Raw genomic sequence first — 17,860 nt, 5'->3', positions numbered from 1 at the left:
GAAGTCGTAGCGATTTCGTGGCGATCTCGGCGGTTCTTCCTGACCGGCATGCACCTGATTTGGCAAAACGGTGGCCTGTACTTGGCAAATCCGTGGTGCTCCCATGCGTCAACTCTCGCTGGCCGATCGTGGCCAAACCGTCTCGCTGGACAAGGCTGTCGATGACGTGGCCCCGACCTGCCTGGGCGTTGCCCGGCTGGGCAGCCTGCAGACCGCAGGCAGCAGCTTTACCGTATGGATGCAGGTGCGTGGCACCTCATGGGTGGAGGCAAAGGAAGGGCGCTTCCGCCTGCGCCAGGGCGAGTGGATCGCCTTCGAAAAGGAATCGCGCCCGCTGGTGCAGGCTGGCCGCAATGGGCTGTGCGTTGGCCTGAACCTGAACATTGAAGCGCTGCGGGCGCTGGCCGAGATGGCCGACTGCGGCCTGTATGCCGGTCGTGGCCAGATGAACCGCGGCGACGCCCGCGTGGCCCTGCGCCTGTGGCGCGACGCCCTGGCCAGCGGCCAGCCGGCGCAGTCGCTGCGTCCGCTGCTGCTGCACCTGGCGGGCCTGCAGCGTGGCCTGGCCGACAACGTGCAGCGTTGCCCGGGTCGCTCGCGCAGCCGCAAGCGCCAGGTGTTCGGCCGCATGCAGCGTGCCCGCCTGTACCTGGAAGGCAACAGCCACCGCGTGGTGCGCATTGGCGAACTGGCCGAGCTGACCAACTTCTCCAGCTGGTACCTTTCCAAGACCTTCCAGAGCCTGTATGAAGAAAGCCCGCAGTCGCTTTCGGCACGCCTGCGCCTGGAACGCGCCGCCGACCTGTTGCGCGATACCGACATGATGGTGGGCGAAGTCGCCGCTGCCAGCGGTTTCGACAACTGCTGCAGCTTCGCGCGGGCCTTCCGCGCCCGCTATGGCACGTCTGCTTCGCGGTTCCGTGAAGAGGGCGCGAAGCTCCCGCCAAAATCAGCAAAGTCTCTCGTTGGTTCGCGCAAATACAGCGCTGCAACGCAATCGTAACGTGCTGGGGTGTTTTAACACGCTACTAACACGTACCTTGGAGAGATTGATGAACGTTCGCAACCCCGCCCTGCGGCTGGGCCTGCTGCCGGCCGGCATCGCGATTGCGCTGACCCCGGCCTTCGCTTCCGCCCAGGAAGCAACTGCTGCCACCACCCTCGATCGTCTGGAAGTCACCGGCTCGCGCATCCGCTCGGTGGACGTGGAGACCTCGCAGCCGGTTCTGACCCTGAGCCACGAGGAAATCCAGCGTTCGGGTCTGGTCAGCGTTGGCGACCTGCTGCAGAACCTGTCGGTTGCCGGCACCCAGACCTTCAGCAAGGCGGCCGTGCTGGCCTCCAACCCGGAGCAGGGCGGCCAGTACGTCAGCCTCTACAACCTGGGTGAGCAGCGCACGCTGGTGCTGGTCAACGGCAAGCGCTGGAGCACCAGCCTGGCTGGCTTCACCGACATGTCCACCATCCCGACCTCGCTGATCGATCGCGTGGAAGTGCTGAAGGACGGCGCCTCGGCCATCTATGGTTCCGACGCCATCTCCGGCGTGGTCAACATCATCCTGCGCAAGAACTTCGACGGCGCAGAAGCCAGCGTCTACTACGGCCAGAACAGCCGTGGCGACGGTGCCAAGACCCAGTACAGCCTGACCCTGGGCTCGACCGGCGAGCGTTCCTCGATCGTGTTCGGCGCCAACTACACCAAGGAAGATCCGGTGTGGGCCAAGGACCGTGGCCTGACCCGCTACAGCTACGGCCAGAACCACAAGGAAGACGGCCTGAGCCCGGCCGGCCCGTGGGGCCGCTTCACCGATCCGCGTGCCGCTGGCACCGAAGGTGCAGGCTCGTACAACTCCAAGGGTGTCTGGCAGCCCAACACCTGGGTGGTCAACCACACCGGTTCGTGGGACACCCCGGTTGGCGTCGGCGCTGATTCCAGCGACTGGAACAACTACCACCTGATCGGTGAAGACGACTACTACAACGCCTCCCAGCAGATGATGCTGAACCAGGGTGGCGAGCAGAAGTCGATGTTCACCTCGGCCAGCTACGACATCAACGACAACCTGCGTCTGAAGTCGACCGCGATGTACTCCGAGCGCGATTCCAAGCGCCAGATCGCCGGCTACCCGCTCACCGGCACCTCGCAGCCGACCTTCCCGGTCGTGATCAGCAAGGACAGCCTGTACAACCCGACCGGCCAGGACATCTCCGGCTGGGGCCGTCGTATCTTCGAACTGCCGCGCATCACTGAAAACAACGTCAAGTCGCTGCACTTCGACGCGGCGTTGGAAGGCAACTTCGACTTCAACAACCGTCCGTTCGACTGGGATGTGGGCATCAACTACAACCAGTACGATGTGACCCAGATCAGCTCGGGCAACATCAACCTGCTGGCCCTGCAGAAGGCCCTGGGCCCGTCGTTCATCAACGCCGCCGGCGTCGCCCAGTGCGGCACCGCTGAGAACCCGATCGCGCTGGGCACCGGCACCGGCCAGTGCACCCCGTTCAACGTGCTGGGCGGCGCTTCGGGCGCTACCCCGGACGCGCTGGCGTACATCAACACGATCCTGAACTCGACCGGCCAGAGCAAGAGCAAGCAGTACTTCGCCAACATCACCGGTTCGCTGTTCGACATGCCGGGTGACGCAGGCGAGTTCGCCTTCGCTGCTGGTTACGAGCACCGCGAAGTGTCCGGCTTCGACAACCCGGACGCGCTGTCGTCGGCCGGTTACACCACCGACCTGGCCGCACAGGCCACCAGCGGCAAGTACAAGACCAACGAAGTCTACCTGGAGCTGATGGTCCCGCTGCTGCGTGACATGCCGGGTGCCAAGGAACTGTCGCTGGATATCGCCAGCCGTTATTCGGATTACGACAAGTTCGGCAACACCGTCAACAGCAAGTTCAGCGTCACCTGGAAGCCGATCGAAGACCTGCTGGTGCGTGCCACCTACGGTGAAGGCTTCCGTGCCCCGACCCTGGACGACACCTTCGGTGGCGGTTCGCAGACCTTCGACACCTTCACCGACCCGTGTGATGCCGTGTTCGGCCAGACCGCCAACGCCGGCGTTGCCGCACGTTGCGCCGGCCAGGGCCTGGCTTCGGACTTCCGCCAGACCGACGCCGCTGGCCGTCCGGTCACTGCACGTGACGTGCAGGGCAACGCTCCGTTCAACTCGGGCGTGGGCAACGAAACGCTGCAGCCGGAAACCAGCAAGACCCGCACCGCGGGCCTGGTCTACAGCCCGAGCTTCGTTGATGGCCTGAACGTTTCGCTGGACTGGTACAAGATCACCGTCGACAACGTGATCACCGCTGTGTCGGCCAACTACGTGCTGAACCAGTGCTACCAGAACAACAACGAAGCGTTCTGCAACCAGTTCAGCCGTGACGCCACCACCGGTCAGGTCACCAGCCTGAGCCGCGGCAACGCCAACCTGGGCTCGCTGGAAACCGAAGGCTACAACTTCGGCGTGCGTTACCGCCTGCCGGAATACGCCTTCGGCACCCTGTCGTTCAACCTGGACACCAACTACCTGGTCAGCTTCCGCCAGCAGGCCACCAAGGGTGCCGAGTGGGATGACTACGCAGGCTACTGGAACTACCCGCGCGTCCGCGGCACCCTGACCACCACGTGGACCAAGGGTGACCTGTCGGCCAACTGGAGCATGCGCTACTACGGTGGTTTCCGTGACTTCTGCTACGACCAGGAAGCCGGTATCGAGTGCAACCAGCCGAACTACCAGACCGACAACGGTGGTTGGGCCGGTGGCCTGGGTGCCAACAAGAAGGGCGCGATCGTCTATCACGACATCTCGGCCACCTGGCAGGCTCCGTGGAACGGCAGCGTGACCGTCGGTGCCCGCAACGTGTTCGGCAAGACCCCGCCGATCACCTACGCGGTGACCAACGCCAGCGCCGTGCAGCTCGATCCGATGCTGGACTACGATCGTTACCTGTTCGTGCAGTACAACCAGCGCTTCTGATCCATCGAAGCCTGGAACACGCAGTACAAGGAGGGCGGACCGCAAGGTCCGCCCTCTTTCTTTGCGCGCGGCTCGGGTCTGCAAACCGGCATGAAAAAAGGGCAGGCCCTGCGGCCTGCCCTCGGTTTGCCTTGTCGTGCGGCGCTCAGGCCTCGCTGGGCACCAGACCCATCAGGCTGTTGGCGTGTTCGCGCCACTGCGGCAGCTTGTTCAGCACGCCTGCACGCTGCAGGTAGTCCTCGTCCACCGGGTCGCCGTTCACCAGCGCCAGCGCCACGTGTACCGCACCGGTCACCCAGAAGCTGCGGGTGGTCGAACGCTGCGGCTGCAGGTGGAAGGCCACGGCCTCGATGATCGGCATCGGCAGGCCCCACAGGCCCAGCAGGTAGGCGCCGGCCTCGGCATGGCCGGGCAGGGGATCGCCGCCCAGCGACGGGTCGGTACGCTCGTTGCGCACCCCCGGCAGCAGCAGGCCGATATCGGCCAGCAGTGCGGCGGTGGCACCCAGCTCGGCGCTGGATTCGGGCAGCAGGCGCGCGGCCAGGCGCGAGGCCATCAGCGCGCGCTGCTGCAGTGAATTGCGCTCGGCCGCAGACAGCGTGGGCGCGGAAAACACCTCGCTGGCCAGCACCAGGTCGCGCAGCGTGGCCAGGCCCAGCCGTGTGACCGCGGTGCGCAGGTCGGCAATGGTGCGGCCCTGGCTGAAGAACGCCGAGTTGGACAGCTGCAGTACCTTGGCGGCAATGGCCGGGTCGGCGGCCACCAGCTTGGCGACATCGGCGCTGTCGGTCTCGTCGTCGTGTTCCAGCGCCTGGGTCAGGCTCAGGTACAAGTGCGGCGGCGAAGGCAGCTTCTCGATGCGGCCGATGGCATCGCGCAGGCGCGGGCTGTCCAGCACTTCGCGCAACTCTTCCAGGCTGGTCAGCGCTTCCAGCAGCACTTCCGGCGCCAGTGGCAGCGGCAGGAAGCGGTGGGCGACGCCGATCAGGCGCGCCGGCGGCGGCCGGTTGCCCTGCTGGGCATCGACCAGCGCGATACGGATGGTTTCCGGGCGCAGCGTACGGATCTGCCCCAGCAACGTGGTGGCATTGAGATCGGGCAGCTGCGGGCAGACGATCACCGCGTCCACGCCCTGCGCGGCCACCACGCTCATCGCGCTGTGGCCATCGGTGGCGGTCAACGGTTGCCAGTCTTCCCCAAGATCGGCAATGAATTCGGACAGCTCAGCCGGCAGGCTGGCTGCATCCCCTACAAGCAGAATACGCACGACACATTCCCCTGGCTGTCTCGACGATGGGCGTCGAAGACGTGTGAAGTGACGCAATTTACCTAATACGGCGCCAACAGTGATGGACCGCCGTCATGAAACGTGACCAGGATCGCTCCTGCGGGCTGCGCCGGAGCGATCCTGTTCAGGATCAGGCCTTGTTGTCCAGATGGCGCTGGTGCGCTTCGATCAGGATCTGCTTGGCCTCGGCCGCGCCACCCCAACCGTCCAGCTTCACCCACTTGCCCTTTTCCAGATCCTTGTAGTGCTCGAAGAAGTGGCCGATGCGCTCCAGCCAGTGGCTGGACACCTGGGCGATGTCTTCCACATGGGCATAGCCACTGAAGATCTTCGACACCGGCACGGCCAGGATCTTTTCGTCGCTGCCCGCTTCATCGCTCATCTTCAGCACGCCCACCGGACGGCAGCGCACCACCGAACCCGGCACCAGCGGCAGCGGCAGCACCACCAGCACGTCGGCCGGGTCGCCATCGCCGCACAGGGTGCTGGGCACGTAGCCGTAGTTGCACGGGTAGCGCATCGGGGTGGACAGGATGCGGTCGACGAAGATCGCGCCGGTTTCCTTGTCCACTTCGTACTTCACCGGCTCCGAGTCCTTCGGGATCTCGATGATGACGTTGATTTCTTCCGGCGGGTTCTTGCCGGGCGAGACGAGTTCCAGACCCATGGTGTGCTCCAGGTGGGGGTGTAGACGGTTAGTCCCCCATTTTATGCCTTTGCCGGGCGCTGTGCAGGGGGGCGGTTCCCACCTGCCGCGGCGTGCATCGCCCACCGGCCGGCGCGGGCTTCCCCGATGGGCGGTCGTAACGGGCGGGCGCAGGCTGGAGCCTCGTTCACCTGGAGTGCTGACATGCGATGGATGATCGGGTGCTGCGGCGCCCTCCTGTTCTCTGCCTCGCTGCCCGGCCTGGCGCGCGGGCTGCATGTGGATCTGATCGACTACCCCCATCCCGAAGCCAACTGGGACCGCGCCTTCGACCTGGAAGCCGCGCTGGCCCGCGAGTTCTCTGCGCTGTGCGCCGATACCCTGTGCGAGGGCGACTACAGCAACTACCGGGTCATGCAGTTCCGCTGCGCGGTGTTGGCCGCGCGCGGCACCGTACAACGCTGCGTCTGGGTGGTTGCCGCCAGCGAACTGGCCGTGCAGGCCGATACCGGCTTGCTGCAGGTGGACAACGGGCGCTGGGCCTGCACGGTGCCGCTGCAGCCGGGCGTGCCTGTGGAAGCCTTCCATGCCGCGCTGGCTGCACCCGGAGGGCTGACCGCGCCGCTGCCCGGCGTTGGACACGGCCTGTTCGAGGGCCTGGTTGCGTGCCTGCAGGGGCGGGGGAGGGTGGGCTGATGCGCATGCTCCTTGCCCTTGCGCTGTGCGCGGGCCCGCTGCTGGCTGGCCCTGTCCAGGCCGCCGGGCCCTACGTTGATGCGCGCCAGTACCCGACGCCTGCGGCCGGTCACGAGCGCTTCCTGGCCGCCGAACGCGCGCTCGAACGCGGTTTCGACGACGTGTGTGGCGATACCTTCTGCGAAGGCCAGTACTACAACCTCTGGGCGATGCGCCTGCGCTGTTCCGTGCATTCCGGCTCCGGCGTGCTCGCCAGCTGCATCTGGACCTTTGCCGGCAGCGATACCCGCGTGCGCGGCGACGGCCGCTTCGACGTGGACCAGGGCGCATTTGCCTGCGCGTTCCCGATCGCAGCCGGTACGCGGCTGGAGGATGTGCTGCGCGCCTGGGAGGCGGCACCGGCCAGAGAGGCCATCCATGTGCCGGTGCCGGGCATGCCCGGCAGCGTGTACGACGCACTGACCGACTGCCTGTGAATGATGCGTCCGTCAATGCAAACGTGATTTATTCGCATCAACGGAGTAGCATGCGCGCCGCCCCTGTCTGCCCTCACCGCGCATGCCCTCCAATGCCGCCACGCTTACCGAACTGCTGATCCGCGAACGGCCGGCGCTGCTGCGCCGCGTGCAGCGCATCCTGGGCAGCGAAAGCAGCGCCGAGGACGTGATCCAGGCCGTGTGGTTCAAGGCCCGCGGCGTGGACAGCCAGCAGACCATCGACAATCCGCGCGCCTATCTGTACCGGCTGGCCATCAACCTGGCCACCGATCACGGCCGCGAGGCCACCCGCCGCAACCGTCTGCTGGCCGATCACTACCTGTGGCAGGACGAGGACACCGTGTCCACCGAATCGCAGGTGATGGCGCAGGACGAGCTGCAGCGCGTGCTGGAAGCGGCCGGCCATCTGCCCGAGCCCACGCGTACCATCTTCCGCCTCAACCGCCTGCAGGGCCTGACCCAGGCCGAAATCGCCCGGCGCCTGGCGGTGTCGGTCACCACCGTCGAGAACCACATACGTTCCGCGTTGCAGCGGCTGGCCTGGGCCCGCGAAGGCCGATGATGGATCGGCTTGGGGCAGGCCCGCCCGCAGACGTCTTCCCTGCAGTGGCGTGCCTGCCACCCTGCACCCAGCCACGCGCGTGAACGCGTCCACCCGCCAGCCCATGAGCCCGCACCTGCCGACGTCCTCCGCCCACGATGCTGCCCTGGCCGAGCAGGCCCGCGACTGGATCGCCTGGTTGGCGGCCGGCGAGCTGAGTGATGCGCGCATGCAGGCCTTCGAGCACTGGCTGCAGCAGCCGGGCCATCGCCGTGCGTTCGAGCACGAGCGGCGGCTGTGGCGCAGCCTGGGGCCGCCCCCGGCGTGCACGCCGCTCGCGCCGCCGCGTCGGCGCCCGCGCCGTCTGCGCTGGGCGATGGCCGCCGCCGCTGCGGTGGCGCTGCTGGTGGTATGGCCCGATGCCTGGCTGCGCCTGCAGGCCGACCACCGCAGCCAGCAGTTCGTGCAGGACGTGCGCCTGCCCGATGGCAGTCGCGCCGTACTCGACGCCGACAGCGCCATTGCCGTGCGCTTCGACGCGACGGCACGGCAGATCGAACTATTGCGTGGCCGTGCCTGGTTCGAGGTGGCGGCCGATGCCCAACGACGTTTCAGTGTGTCGGCCGGCAACGGCGTGGTGGAGGACATCTCCACGGCATTCACCGTGGAACGGCAGGGCGATGGTGCGCAGACCGAAGTGGGGCAGGGGCAGGTGCGCGTGGCCAGCCCCACCGATGGTGGCTGGACCTACCTGCGCGCCGGGCAGCGCGCGTCCTATGGCGGGCACAGCGGCGTGCAGCGCCTGGCAGACGCCGATACCGACAGCATTGGCAGTTGGCGCCGCGGCGAACTGCTGCTGCAGCAGACCCCGGTGGCCGAGGCGATTGACCGCCTGGGCCGCTACCGCAGCGGCCCGACCATTGTGCGCGGCGATCTGTCATCGCTGCCGCCGATCAGCGCGGCCCTGCGCATCGACCGCCCCGAGCAGGCATTGGACACGCTGGCGGCCACCGCCGGCCTGCGGGTGACCCGCTGGCCGCTGGGCGTGGCCATCGTCCAGTAGATCCACGCCATGCGTGGATGAATCCGCCGGCAACCCCACAGCCACGCATGGCGTGGCTCTACTCACGCACCGGTAGAACCACGCCATGCGTGGATGAATTCACCTTGGGGTTCCGCTCATCCTATCCGTCTTACTCCACGAACGTACCCGCCGCCGCCACGTACGTCGTTGTGTCCGCGCGCTGTGCGGATGACGCCGCGTCCGCGGTAACGCTCTCCTGACAGGTTTCCCATGTACGACTTCTCAAGCCGTGGCCGTCGGCCGCGTCCGTCCCGCCTGTGCATCGCGCTGCTGGCTGCCGGCCTGGCCGCCACCGCGCCTGCCGTGCTTGCTCAGTCCGCTCCGCGCGGCGCCGACACCGCCGTGCAGCGCTTCGACATTCCTGCCCAATCGCTGGATGAAGCATTGCGCAGCTACATGCGCCAGTCCGGCGTGCAGGTAGCCTATGCCGCAGCGCTCACCGCCGGGCGTACCTCGCAGGCGGTCAGTGGCAACCTGCCGGCCAGCCAGGCGCTGTCACAGCTGCTGCAGGGCACCGGTCTGCTTGCCCGCCCGGTGGGCGCCGATGCGGTCATCCTGGAAGCCGGCGCGCCGCTGCAGGCCGGCGATGATGTGATCGTGACCGACACGCTCAGCGTGGCCGGCGACCCGGTGCAGGGTGGTGCGGTCAGTGACGAAGCACGCCTGCTCGACAGCTACCGCACGGTGGGCTCGACCAGCACGATCAACCGCACCACGCTGGAACGCTTCCGCGGCACCTCCACCGGTGACATCGTGAAGGGCGTGGCCGGCGTGACCGCCGGTGATCCGCGCGTCGGCAACGGCTTCGACGTCAACATCCGCGGCATCCAGGGCCAGAGCCGGGTACCGGTCATCATCGACGGCGGCCAGTCCAGCATGGATACCTATCGCGGTTATGCCGGCCAGTCGCAGCGCACCTACCTCGACCCCGACCTGATCTCGCGCCTGACCATCACCAAGGGCCCCAGCCTGCAGGCCAATGCCTCAGGCGGCATCGGTGGCGTGGTGGAAATGGAAACGCTGAACGTGGACGACGTGCTGCGCGAAGGCCGCGACGTGGGCGTGCGCGTGCGCGGCGGCCTGGCCAACGGCAGCGCCAACAACCTGCCGGGCTACGATGCTGCCCCGCGCAGCGACCGCAGCGCCACCGGCAGCCAGTTCTTCAACGTGGCCGCGGCCGGCCACTGGGATCGCTTCGATCTGGTGGCCGCGTACGCCTACCGCGACAACGGCAATTACTTCTCCGGCAAGCACGGCTATGACGATTTCCCGCAGACCCGGCGCACGCTGGCGCCGCTGAATCCGCCGCGCACCGAAGTCTTCAACACTTCCTCGCGCTCGGAATCGGCGCTGCTGAAGGGGACCTGGCGTATCGATGATGCGCAGACCCTGGAACTGGGCTACCGCCGCTACGAGGGCACCGCCGGCGAGATCATGGCCTCGCAGATCATCCGCGTGGACCGCGACCGCGTGCCGCAGTGGGACCCGGGCCACGTCGACATGGACAGCTACAGCGCGCGCTACCGCTTCAACCCGGACAGCGACAAGGTCGATCTGCGCATCAACGCCTGGTACACCGACGCCGACAGCGTGATGTACAACAGCCTGACCGGCATCACCCCGTGGTACTTCGACCGCCACACCGAGTGGTACGACGCGCCCAGCTTCAGCGGCAACCCCGGTTACAAGGATGCCTACCGCAATCCGCTGCGGCAGAAGCGCTTCGGCCTGGACGCCAGCAACACCTCGATCTTCGAGACCGGCGCGGGCCGTTTCACCCTGGACTACGGCCTGTCCTACAGCGATGAAGACATCGCGCCGGGCAGCTCCGGCCCGATCATGCAGGACGACCTGGTCAACAACCGCTTCCTGCGCAATGCCTGGCGCAAGGAATACAGCGCCGTGGCCGCGCTGAAGTGGGAGCCCAACGAACACTGGGAACTGATGGCCGGCGGCCGCTGGAACCGCGTGGACGTGCATGACCGCAACCGCCTGGCCACCGTCGATGCCTATGAAGTGCAGGGCCAGTACCGCTACACCGAGCTGCTGAACGGCAACCCGGCGCTGCCGTCGTGGCGCGCGCAGCGCATCGCGCTGCTGAACTGGTACCCGGACGCCAACGGCAACTTCACCCAGGCCTCGCTGCTGGCTTCGCCGTACAAGAAGGGCACGGTGGCCGATCTGGGCGGCTGGAACTTCTACGATGCCGACGCCCCGGAAGACTACGAAGTGCCGGTCAGCTGGACCTGGTCGCAGCCGATCCGCCGCCGTGACAGCGCGTTCTCGCCCACCGCCAGCGTGGCGTTCCGCTTCAGCGAAGGCGCCATGATCTACCTGAAGTACGCCGAAGGCACCAAGCTGCCCAGCCTGTTCGAAACCACGCTGGGGCTGTTCACCGCCGCACGGCCGGTGGCGGAACTGAAGCCGGAAACCGCACACAGCTGGGAGCTGGGCGCCAGCACCATCCACCACGACCTGTTCACCGCCGGCGATCGCCTGGCGCTGAAGCTGGCCTACTTCGATACCCGCATCGACGATCTGATCACCCGCGACTACCGCACCTTGTCGGCCGGGCTGATCCGCAACATCGACCGCTTCAAGGTCTCGGGCCTGGAGTTCCAGTCCAGCTATGACAGCGGCACGCTGTTTGCCGATCTGTCCGCGCATTACTACTTCAAGGCCAAGACCTGCGCGCCGGACATTGCCGCCGAACGCCGCGCCTATGGGGTGCAGCGGAAGAACGCCGAACTGGCGGCCACCCCCGATTGCGTCGACGGCGGTTTCGAAGGGTCCTACACCAATACGCAGAACCCGCCGCGCTACATGGTCAACCTGACCCTGGGCTCGCGCCTGTTCGACGAGCGCCTGACGTTCGGCACCCGCGTGGTGCACAACGCCGGCCCGATCAGCAAGCTGGACAAGGAATGGAACGTGGGCCTGTCGGCCATCCAGCAGCTGTACCGTCCCACCACCCTGGTGGACGTGTTCGCCAGCTGGGCGTTCAACGATCAGCTGTCGGTGGAAGCGAACGTGGACAACCTGACCGATCGCTACTACCTGGACCCGCTTGCCCTGGGAGTGATGCCGGCCCCGGGCCGCACCGCACGCCTGGCGGTGACCTGGCGGTATTGATCGGTCATCCACGCACGGCGTGGATCTACCGCAAACGGGTAGCGCCGGGCCACGCCCGGCGTTACCCGGCCTGCGCGCTTACAGACCGCGCGCAGCCTTCACCGCATCTTCGTGCAGCGCCTCGTTCAGCTCGTCAACCACGGTGGTCCAGGCCGCGTCCGCTTCCAGCGATTCGGCCAGGAACTGGCGCTGCGCATCATTCCAGTACGGCGCGTCCACCACCTCCACTTCGGTGGCCAGCTGGTGGCTGCCGATGAACTGGGCGATGCCTTCGGCGCTGGCATCCAGGCCCAGCTGCAGGAACAGGTTGGTCATGCGCGGTTCGGTGGTGATCATGGTCGTTACCTGGCGGATTGGGAACCTGCATTATCGACGCTTGCGCGCTTGGGGAAATCCCCCGTTCAGACGTCTATTGCACGACGCATCCCCGGGTTCACTGCATGACCGCCTCCGTGACTTCCGAAACCAGCCGCAGCGTGCGGCTCAAGACCGCCACCCGTGACAGCCACGGTGCGCTGGACAAGCGCATCATGGCCGGCGATATCTTCGCCAACCGCAGCAACTTCGCCCGCTTCCTGCGCGTGCAGTACCGCTTCCACCGCAGCATCGACGCGCTGTATGCCAACCCCGCGCTGGATGCGCTGCTGCCGGACCTGCACGAACGCCGCCGCCTGCAGCAGGTGCGGCGCGACCTGCAGGATCTGGAACAGACGCTGCCCGGTGCCGATATCGCCGCGCTGGGCGATGACCTTTCCCTGCCGGCCGCGCTGGGCTGGCTGTACGTGGCCGAGGGCTCCAACCTGGGCGGTACGGTGCTGTACAAGATGGCCGCTGCGCTGGGGCTGGACCGCGACTTCGGCGCGCGCCACCTGGCCGCACACCCCGATGGCGCGGCGCGCCACTGGCGCGAATTCACTGCCGCGCTGGATGCGGTGGTGTTGACCGCCGAGCAGGAACAGCAGGTGATCGACGCTGCCGATACGGCGTTCCGCAGTGTGCATGGCCACGTCGAACGGGAGTTCTGCTGATGCCTGGGCGGCCTCTGCAGGCCAGCGCCTGATGCGCTGGCTGTGGTTCGCACTGGGCTGGCTGATGGTGGGCCTGGGGGTGATCGGCGCGCTGCTGCCGGTGATGCCCACCACCATCTTCCTGATCCTGGCGGTGGGCTGCTTTGCACGCAGTTCGCCGAAGTTCGAGCAGCGCCTGCTGGCCCACCCGCGCTATGGCCCGTCACTGCGCCTGTGGCGTGAACAGGGCGCGGTGTCGCGCAAGGGCAAGGCCTTTGCCAGCGCCGGCATGGCGGTGGGCTTTGCCGTGTTCTGCTGGGGTGCACACCCCTCCTGGCGCCTGCTGCTGGGCGTCGGCCTGTTCTTCGCGGTCAGCGCGGGCTATGTGCTCAGCCGCCCGGCGCCGCGCCCCGATCCCACGCCGCGCCTGCAGATGGACGCGGCCGACCTGCGTGCCGGCCGCCGCCGCGCCGCCCCTGCTGCTGATGGACGTAACGACGATGCTGCCTGCTGACCTGGCCCCGATGGCCCCCACCGCGCTGACTCCCTGGGCCATGTATCTGGCCGCCGATGTGGTGGTCAAAGCGGTGATGATCGCCCTGGCGCTGGCCTCGCTGGCCACCTGGACCGTGCTGCTGGCCAAGGGCTGGGAACTGCAGCGCCAGGCCCGCGCGCTGCGCGCCGCGCGCACTCAGCTGCTGTCTGCGCCGCAGCTGCCTGCAGACCCGCATGACGACGCCACGCTGGGGCAGGGCACGGCCGCCGCCATGCTGCTGGCCGCCCGCACCGAACTGCAGTTGTCCGCCGGGTTGGCGGACCGCGCAGGCATCAAGGAACGCGTGGCCTCGCGCCTGGATCGCATCGAACTGGACACCGCGCGCGTGCAGCGCCGCGGTATCGGCGTGCTGGCCAGCATTGGTGCAGTGGCCCCCTTCGTGGGGCTGTTCGGCACGGTGTGGGGCATCATGAACAGCTTCATCGGCATTGCCCACAGCAACACCACCAACCTGGCCGTGGTGGCACCGGGCATTGCAGAGGCCTTGCTGGCCACCGCGCTCGGCCTGGTGGCCGCGATCCCGGCGGTGCTGGTCTACAACCACTTCAGTCGCGTGCTGGCCGGCCTGCGCGGCCTGCTGGGCGATCTGTCGGCGGGCGTGCAGCAACTGGTCTCGCGTGATCTGGACCGCGCTGCGCAGCGCGGCATCGGTTGAGGCGGGCATGGCGATCAGGACCGCGTCCGAGCGTGACGATACGCCGGAAGAAGCACACGAAATCAACGTCACGCCCTTCATCGACGTGATGCTGGTGCTGCTGATCATCTTCATGGTGGCCGCACCGCTGGCCACCGTGTCGGTGCCGGTGCAGTTGCCGACCAGCAGCGCGCAGGCCGCGCCCAGCGAGCAGGCGCCGGTGTATGTGACCGTGCAGGCCGATCTGTCGCTGCGCGTGGGCGAGCAGGCGGTCACGCGCGAGGGTCTGGCAGCGGCGCTGCAGGCCGCGACCGAGGGTGACACCGGGCAACGCATCCATCTGCGCGCCGACACGAAGGTGGCCTACGGTGAACTGATGGCCACGCTGGATGCGCTGCGCGCTGCCGGCTACCTGAAAGTGGCGCTGGTCGGACTGGAGCACGGCGCGCGATGAGCGGACTGCGGCGCTGGGCGACCAGCCTGGCGATCGTGTTGCTGGTACATGCGCTGTTGATCGGCGTGGCCTGCTGGTGGGCGGCACGCGCATCGGTGCAGCCCAGCGTGGCGGCGCCGGCGGCATTGATGCTGGAACTGGCGCCGATGGCACAGGCCCCGCCCGTGCCGCCGCGCGAGGTGGCCAGCGGGCCGCTGCAGCAGCAACAGCAGCGGCAGGCAACGAAGCCGGTGCAGCACGAACAACCCCCAGGTGCCTGTGCAGCCGCAGGGCGATCTGCCGCCGCCGCGCGTGCCGCAGCCGCGCCCGTCGCCGGACACCGCCGATGCCAACGTCGCCCAGACCAGCGCGCCGCCGCAGGTCGCCGCCGATGCGGGGGCGCGTTACGCCGCGCCGCAGACCACCGCGGGGCAGCCCAGTACCGCCAACGCGACCTGGCAGGGTCTGCTGCTGGGCCACCTGCAGCAGCACCGGCGCTACCCACGGCAGTCCGAACGGCTGCGCCAGCAGGGTGTTGCGTATGTGCGTTTCGCGGTGTTCCGCGATGGCCAGGTGACCGCGGCGCGTATTGAACGCAGCAGTGGCCACGCGCTGCTGGACCAGGAAACGCTGGACACCGTTGCGCGCGCCAGCCCGGTTCCGGCGCCGCCGGCGGACGTGGCCGGCGACCCGGTGCAGGTGATGGTGCCGGTGTCGTTTTTCCTGCGCGGCCGGTAGCCGCATCCACGCATGGCGTGGATCTACTACGGGGTCGGATCCCTTTCCGCAGGAAAGGGCTCTGACCCCATCCGGAACCACTATCATCGCCCCGACCGTCAACGGATGACCGGAGGCTGCAATGACAACACGGACGCTGCGGGTACTTGCCTGGTGCAGCGTGGTCTTGGCCGCCTGCGTGGCCTTTGTTTCGCTGGCACCGTTCACGCCCGCCGTCATCTTTACCTGGCCGCTGCTGGTGTTTGCTGCGTTCTGCATCTGGCGCGGCGCGCGCCTTCCCGGCGTGCTCTGTGCGTGGCTGGCGTCGCTGGCCTTCATCTCCAGCCCGCACAGCACCTATGACGGGTGGGACAAGCCCATCTATCTGTGCTGGGGAATTGCCGTGGTGGTGATTGTTGCCATGCGGTTGCGAAGGACCGGGTCGTAGAATCGAGCTTGATCGACGCTGCCGGGCGTGGATCGACGGCGGGGTCGGAGCCCTTTCCTGCGGAAAGGGATCCGACCCCATCCACGCATGGCGTGGATCTACAGCAGCGGCACCAGCAGCAGCGCCACGATGTTGATGATCTTGATCAGCGGATTGATCGCCGGCCCGGCGGTGTCCTTGTACGGGTCACCCACGGTATCGCCGGTCACTGCGGCCTTGTGTGCCTCGCTGCCCTTGCCGCCGAAGTGGCCATCTTCGATGTACTTCTTGGCGTTGTCCCAGGCGCCGCCGCCGGTGGTCATCGAAATGGCCACGAACAGGCCGGTCACGATGGTGCCGATCAGCAGCCCGCCCAATGCGCGTGGCCCCAGCAGCAGGCCGACCACCACCGGTACGGCCACCGGCAGCAGCGAGGGCACGATCATTTCGCGGATGGCCGAGCGGGTCAGCATGTCCACCGCCTTGTCGTACTGCGGCTTAGCGGTGCCCTGCATGATGCCGGGGATGTCGCGGAACTGCCGGCGCACTTCCTCCACCACCGCGCCGGCTGCGCGGCCGACTGCCTCCATCGCCATCGCGCCGAACAGGTAGGGAATCAGGCCGCCGATCAGCAGGCCGATGATCACCGTGTGGTCGCTCAGGTCGAAGCGGAATTCCTGGCCCGGATTGGCTGCCTGCAGGTTGTGGGTGTAGTCGGCGAACAGCACCAGCGCGGCCAGTGCCGCCGAGCCGATCGCATAGCCCTTGGTGACGGCCTTGGTGGTATTGCCCACCGCATCCAGCGGATCGGTGATGTCGCGGATCTCCGAGGGCAGCTCGGCCATTTCGGCAATGCCGCCGGCGTTGTCGGTGATCGGACCGTAGGCGTCCAGGGCCACGATCATGCCGGCCATGGACAGCATCGCGGTGGCGGCGATGGCGATGCCGTACAGGCCGGCCAGCGCGTAGGCGCCCCAGATCGCGGCACAGACGGCCACCACGGGCAGGGCGGTGGATTTCATCGAAATGCCGAGGCCGGCGATGATGTTGGTGCCATGGCCAGTGGTCGAGGCCTGCGCCACGTGCTGCACCGGCTTGTACTGGGTGCCGGTGTAATACTCGGTGATCCACACGATCAGGCCGGTCAGCACCAGGCCGATCAGCGCGCAGCCGTACAGGGCGATCGGCCCGTGCACGTTGTCGCTCATCAGCCCGGTGGTGATCGGATAGAACGCGATGGCTGCCAGTACGCCGGACACGATCACGCCCTTGTACAGCGCGCCCATGATCGAGCCGCCGGGCTTTACCTTCACGAACAGCGCACCGATGATCGACGCGATGATCGACACGCCGCCCAGCACCAGCGGGTACAGCACCGCATTGGCGCCGGCTTCGCTCAGCATCAGGCTGCCCAGCAGCATGGTGGCGATGACGGTGACCGCGTAGGTTTCGAACAGGTCGGCGGCCATGCCGGCGCAGTCGCCCACGTTGTCGCCCACGTTGTCGGCGATCACCGCAGGGTTGCGCGGGTCATCCTCGGGAATGCCGGCTTCCACCTTGCCGACCAGATCGGCGCCGACGTCGGCGCCCTTGGTGAAGATGCCGCCACCCAGCCGCGCGAAGATCGAGATCAGCGACGAGCCGAAGGCCAGGCCCACCAGCGCGTGCAGGGCCTGGTCCATCGGCAGCCCCAGCCGCAGCAGCAGCGCGTAGTAACCGGCCACGCCCAGCAGGCCCAGGCCGACCACCAGCATGCCGGTGATCGCGCCGCCACGGAACGCCACGTCCATCGCCGCGCTGATGCCGTGGCGCGCCGCTTCGGCCGTGCGCACGTTGGCCCGCACCGACACATTCATGCCGATGTAGCCGGCCGCACCGGACAGCACCGCACCGACGGCAAAGCCGATCGCCGTGTACCAGCTCAGGAACACGCCCACCAGCACGAACAGCACCACGCCGGCCACGCCGATGGTCAGGTACTGGCGGTTCAGATAGGCGCGTGCGCCTTCCTGGATCGCCGTTGCAATGGCGACCATGCGTTCGTTGCCGGTGGGTTGGCGCAGGATCCAGCGCGCCGAGACGATGCCAAACAGGATGGCGAGGACAGCGCAGCCCAGCGCCAGTGACAGCCCATGACGTTCCAGCATTAGACCCCTCCGCAGATTGGATGATGAGCATCCAGTGGCGATGAACTTCACCACGAAGGGGACGACGGG

16 protein-coding genes and 1 pseudogene are annotated in these 17,860 nt (G+C 67.4%); 13 read left to right on the top strand and 4 right to left on the bottom strand.

Annotated elements, in window-relative coordinates:
* The first annotated feature begins 103 nt into the window (after nt 1–103).
* Both C1930_RS16405 and C1930_RS16400 read left to right on the top strand, forming a co-directional pair.
* On the top strand, nt 104–1,003 hold the full coding sequence (locus C1930_RS16405) for a helix-turn-helix transcriptional regulator (protein WP_108750612.1): 900 nt from the start codon (nt 104–106) through the stop codon (nt 1,001–1,003).
* Between the two features lie 49 nt (nt 1,004–1,052).
* On the top strand, nt 1,053–3,986 hold the full coding sequence (locus C1930_RS16400) for a TonB-dependent receptor (RefSeq protein ID WP_108754071.1): 2,934 nt from the start codon (nt 1,053–1,055) through the stop codon (nt 3,984–3,986).
* 145 nt (nt 3,987–4,131) lie between these two features.
* Here C1930_RS16400 and C1930_RS16395 read toward each other — a convergent pair whose 3' ends face one another.
* Both C1930_RS16395 and ppa read right to left on the bottom strand, forming a co-directional pair.
* Nucleotides 4,132–5,253, bottom strand: coding sequence for an HDOD domain-containing protein (locus C1930_RS16395; RefSeq protein ID WP_108757094.1), 1,122 nt, complete (start codon nt 5,251–5,253; stop codon nt 4,132–4,134).
* 151 nt (nt 5,254–5,404) lie between these two features.
* Nucleotides 5,405–5,941 (bottom strand): inorganic diphosphatase, encoded by a 537-nt coding sequence (gene ppa, locus C1930_RS16390; protein ID WP_108754069.1) that lies wholly within the window; start codon nt 5,939–5,941, stop codon nt 5,405–5,407.
* 183 nt (nt 5,942–6,124) lie between these two features.
* Here ppa and C1930_RS16385 point away from each other — a divergent pair, with 183 nt between their 5' ends.
* The 5 genes from C1930_RS16385 to C1930_RS16365 all read left to right on the top strand — a co-directional run bounded on the left by C1930_RS16385 (nt 6,125) and on the right by C1930_RS16365 (nt 11,870).
* Nucleotides 6,125–6,616, top strand: coding sequence for a hypothetical protein (locus C1930_RS16385; protein WP_108757093.1), 492 nt, complete (start codon nt 6,125–6,127; stop codon nt 6,614–6,616).
* Nucleotides 6,617–6,621: 5 nt separating this feature from the next.
* Nucleotides 6,622–7,092, top strand: coding sequence for a hypothetical protein (locus C1930_RS16380; RefSeq protein WP_234412686.1), 471 nt, complete (start codon nt 6,622–6,624; stop codon nt 7,090–7,092).
* 82 nt (nt 7,093–7,174) lie between these two features.
* Nucleotides 7,175–7,675, top strand: coding sequence for an RNA polymerase sigma factor (locus tag C1930_RS16375; protein WP_108757091.1), 501 nt, complete (start codon nt 7,175–7,177; stop codon nt 7,673–7,675).
* A 103-nt stretch (nt 7,676–7,778) separates the two neighbouring features.
* On the top strand, nt 7,779–8,717 hold the full coding sequence (locus C1930_RS16370) for a FecR domain-containing protein (protein WP_108772203.1): 939 nt from the start codon (nt 7,779–7,781) through the stop codon (nt 8,715–8,717).
* 231 nt (nt 8,718–8,948) lie between these two features.
* Nucleotides 8,949–11,870, top strand: a complete 2,922-nt coding sequence (locus tag C1930_RS16365; protein WP_108772202.1) for a TonB-dependent receptor — start codon at nt 8,949–8,951, stop codon at nt 11,868–11,870.
* A gap of 78 nt (nt 11,871–11,948) precedes the next feature.
* Here C1930_RS16365 and C1930_RS16360 read toward each other — a convergent pair whose 3' ends face one another.
* The gene (locus C1930_RS16360; protein WP_108754064.1) at nt 11,949–12,206 is read right to left on the bottom strand and encodes a DUF2789 domain-containing protein; all 258 of its coding nucleotides are present in this window, start codon (nt 12,204–12,206) and stop codon (nt 11,949–11,951) included.
* 104 nt (nt 12,207–12,310) lie between these two features.
* On the opposite strand from C1930_RS16360, the gene C1930_RS16355 reads away from it, so the two are divergent.
* The 6 genes and pseudogenes from C1930_RS16355 (at nt 12,311) to C1930_RS16330 (ending at nt 15,665) form a co-directional block, all read left to right on the top strand.
* Nucleotides 12,311–12,898, top strand: coding sequence for a biliverdin-producing heme oxygenase (locus tag C1930_RS16355; RefSeq protein WP_108754063.1), 588 nt, complete (start codon nt 12,311–12,313; stop codon nt 12,896–12,898).
* A 31-nt stretch (nt 12,899–12,929) separates the two neighbouring features.
* Nucleotides 12,930–13,391: a YbaN family protein gene (locus tag C1930_RS16350; protein ID WP_108757088.1), complete on the top strand. Its 462-nt coding sequence runs from the start codon at nt 12,930–12,932 to the stop codon at nt 13,389–13,391.
* Nucleotides 13,378–14,088: a tonB-system energizer ExbB gene (exbB, locus tag C1930_RS16345; RefSeq protein WP_108757087.1), complete on the top strand. Its 711-nt coding sequence runs from the start codon at nt 13,378–13,380 to the stop codon at nt 14,086–14,088. Before C1930_RS16350 ends, exbB begins: the two co-directional genes overlap by 14 nt.
* A 7-nt stretch (nt 14,089–14,095) precedes the next feature.
* Nucleotides 14,096–14,521: a TonB system transport protein ExbD gene (exbD, locus tag C1930_RS16340; RefSeq protein WP_108757794.1), complete on the top strand. Its 426-nt coding sequence runs from the start codon at nt 14,096–14,098 to the stop codon at nt 14,519–14,521.
* A pseudogene (locus C1930_RS20660) lies at nt 14,518–15,238 on the top strand (energy transducer TonB). Before exbD ends, C1930_RS20660 begins: the two are co-directional and overlap by 4 nt.
* A gap of 160 nt (nt 15,239–15,398) precedes the next feature.
* Nucleotides 15,399–15,665: a hypothetical protein gene (locus C1930_RS16330; RefSeq protein ID WP_234412683.1), complete on the top strand. Its 267-nt coding sequence runs from the start codon at nt 15,399–15,401 to the stop codon at nt 15,663–15,665.
* A 98-nt stretch (nt 15,666–15,763) separates the two neighbouring features.
* Here C1930_RS16330 and C1930_RS16325 read toward each other — a convergent pair whose 3' ends face one another.
* The gene (locus C1930_RS16325) at nt 15,764–17,791 is read right to left on the bottom strand and encodes a sodium-translocating pyrophosphatase (protein WP_108772200.1); all 2,028 of its coding nucleotides are present in this window, start codon (nt 17,789–17,791) and stop codon (nt 15,764–15,766) included.
* Between the last annotated feature and the right edge of the window lie 69 nt (nt 17,792–17,860).

Origin of the sequence: Stenotrophomonas sp. SAU14A_NAIMI4_8 (genome assembly GCF_003086695.1) — a bacterium.
Lineage (GTDB): Bacteria > Pseudomonadota > Gammaproteobacteria > Xanthomonadales > Xanthomonadaceae > Stenotrophomonas.
This window is presented reverse-complemented; position numbering and strand designations above follow the sequence as displayed.

Bases quoted from the DNA above. Each gene is read 5' to 3' on its own strand.
- C1930_RS16405 (WP_108750612.1), top strand. From the start codon at position 104: ATGCGTCAACTCTCGCTGGCCGATCGTGGCCAAACCGTCTCGCTGGAC.
- C1930_RS16400 (WP_108754071.1), top strand. From the start codon at position 1,053: ATGAACGTTCGCAACCCCGCCCTGCGGCTGGGCCTGCTGCCGGCCGGC.
- ppa (WP_108754069.1), bottom strand. From the start codon at position 5,941: ATGGGTCTGGAACTCGTCTCGCCCGGCAAGAACCCGCCGGAAGAAATC.
- C1930_RS16385 (WP_108757093.1), top strand. From the start codon at position 6,125: ATGCGATGGATGATCGGGTGCTGCGGCGCCCTCCTGTTCTCTGCCTCG.
- C1930_RS16380 (WP_234412686.1), top strand. From the start codon at position 6,622: ATGCTCCTTGCCCTTGCGCTGTGCGCGGGCCCGCTGCTGGCTGGCCCT.
- C1930_RS16375 (WP_108757091.1), top strand. From the start codon at position 7,175: ATGCCCTCCAATGCCGCCACGCTTACCGAACTGCTGATCCGCGAACGG.
- C1930_RS16370 (WP_108772203.1), top strand. From the start codon at position 7,779: ATGAGCCCGCACCTGCCGACGTCCTCCGCCCACGATGCTGCCCTGGCC.
- C1930_RS16365 (WP_108772202.1), top strand. From the start codon at position 8,949: ATGTACGACTTCTCAAGCCGTGGCCGTCGGCCGCGTCCGTCCCGCCTG.
- C1930_RS16360 (WP_108754064.1), bottom strand. From the start codon at position 12,206: ATGATCACCACCGAACCGCGCATGACCAACCTGTTCCTGCAGCTGGGC.
- C1930_RS16355 (WP_108754063.1), top strand. From the start codon at position 12,311: ATGACCGCCTCCGTGACTTCCGAAACCAGCCGCAGCGTGCGGCTCAAG.
- C1930_RS16350 (WP_108757088.1), top strand. From the start codon at position 12,930: ATGCGCTGGCTGTGGTTCGCACTGGGCTGGCTGATGGTGGGCCTGGGG.
- exbB (WP_108757087.1), top strand. From the start codon at position 13,378: ATGCTGCCTGCTGACCTGGCCCCGATGGCCCCCACCGCGCTGACTCCC.
- exbD (WP_108757794.1), top strand. From the start codon at position 14,096: ATGGCGATCAGGACCGCGTCCGAGCGTGACGATACGCCGGAAGAAGCA.
- C1930_RS16325 (WP_108772200.1), bottom strand. From the start codon at position 17,791: ATGCTGGAACGTCATGGGCTGTCACTGGCGCTGGGCTGCGCTGTCCTC.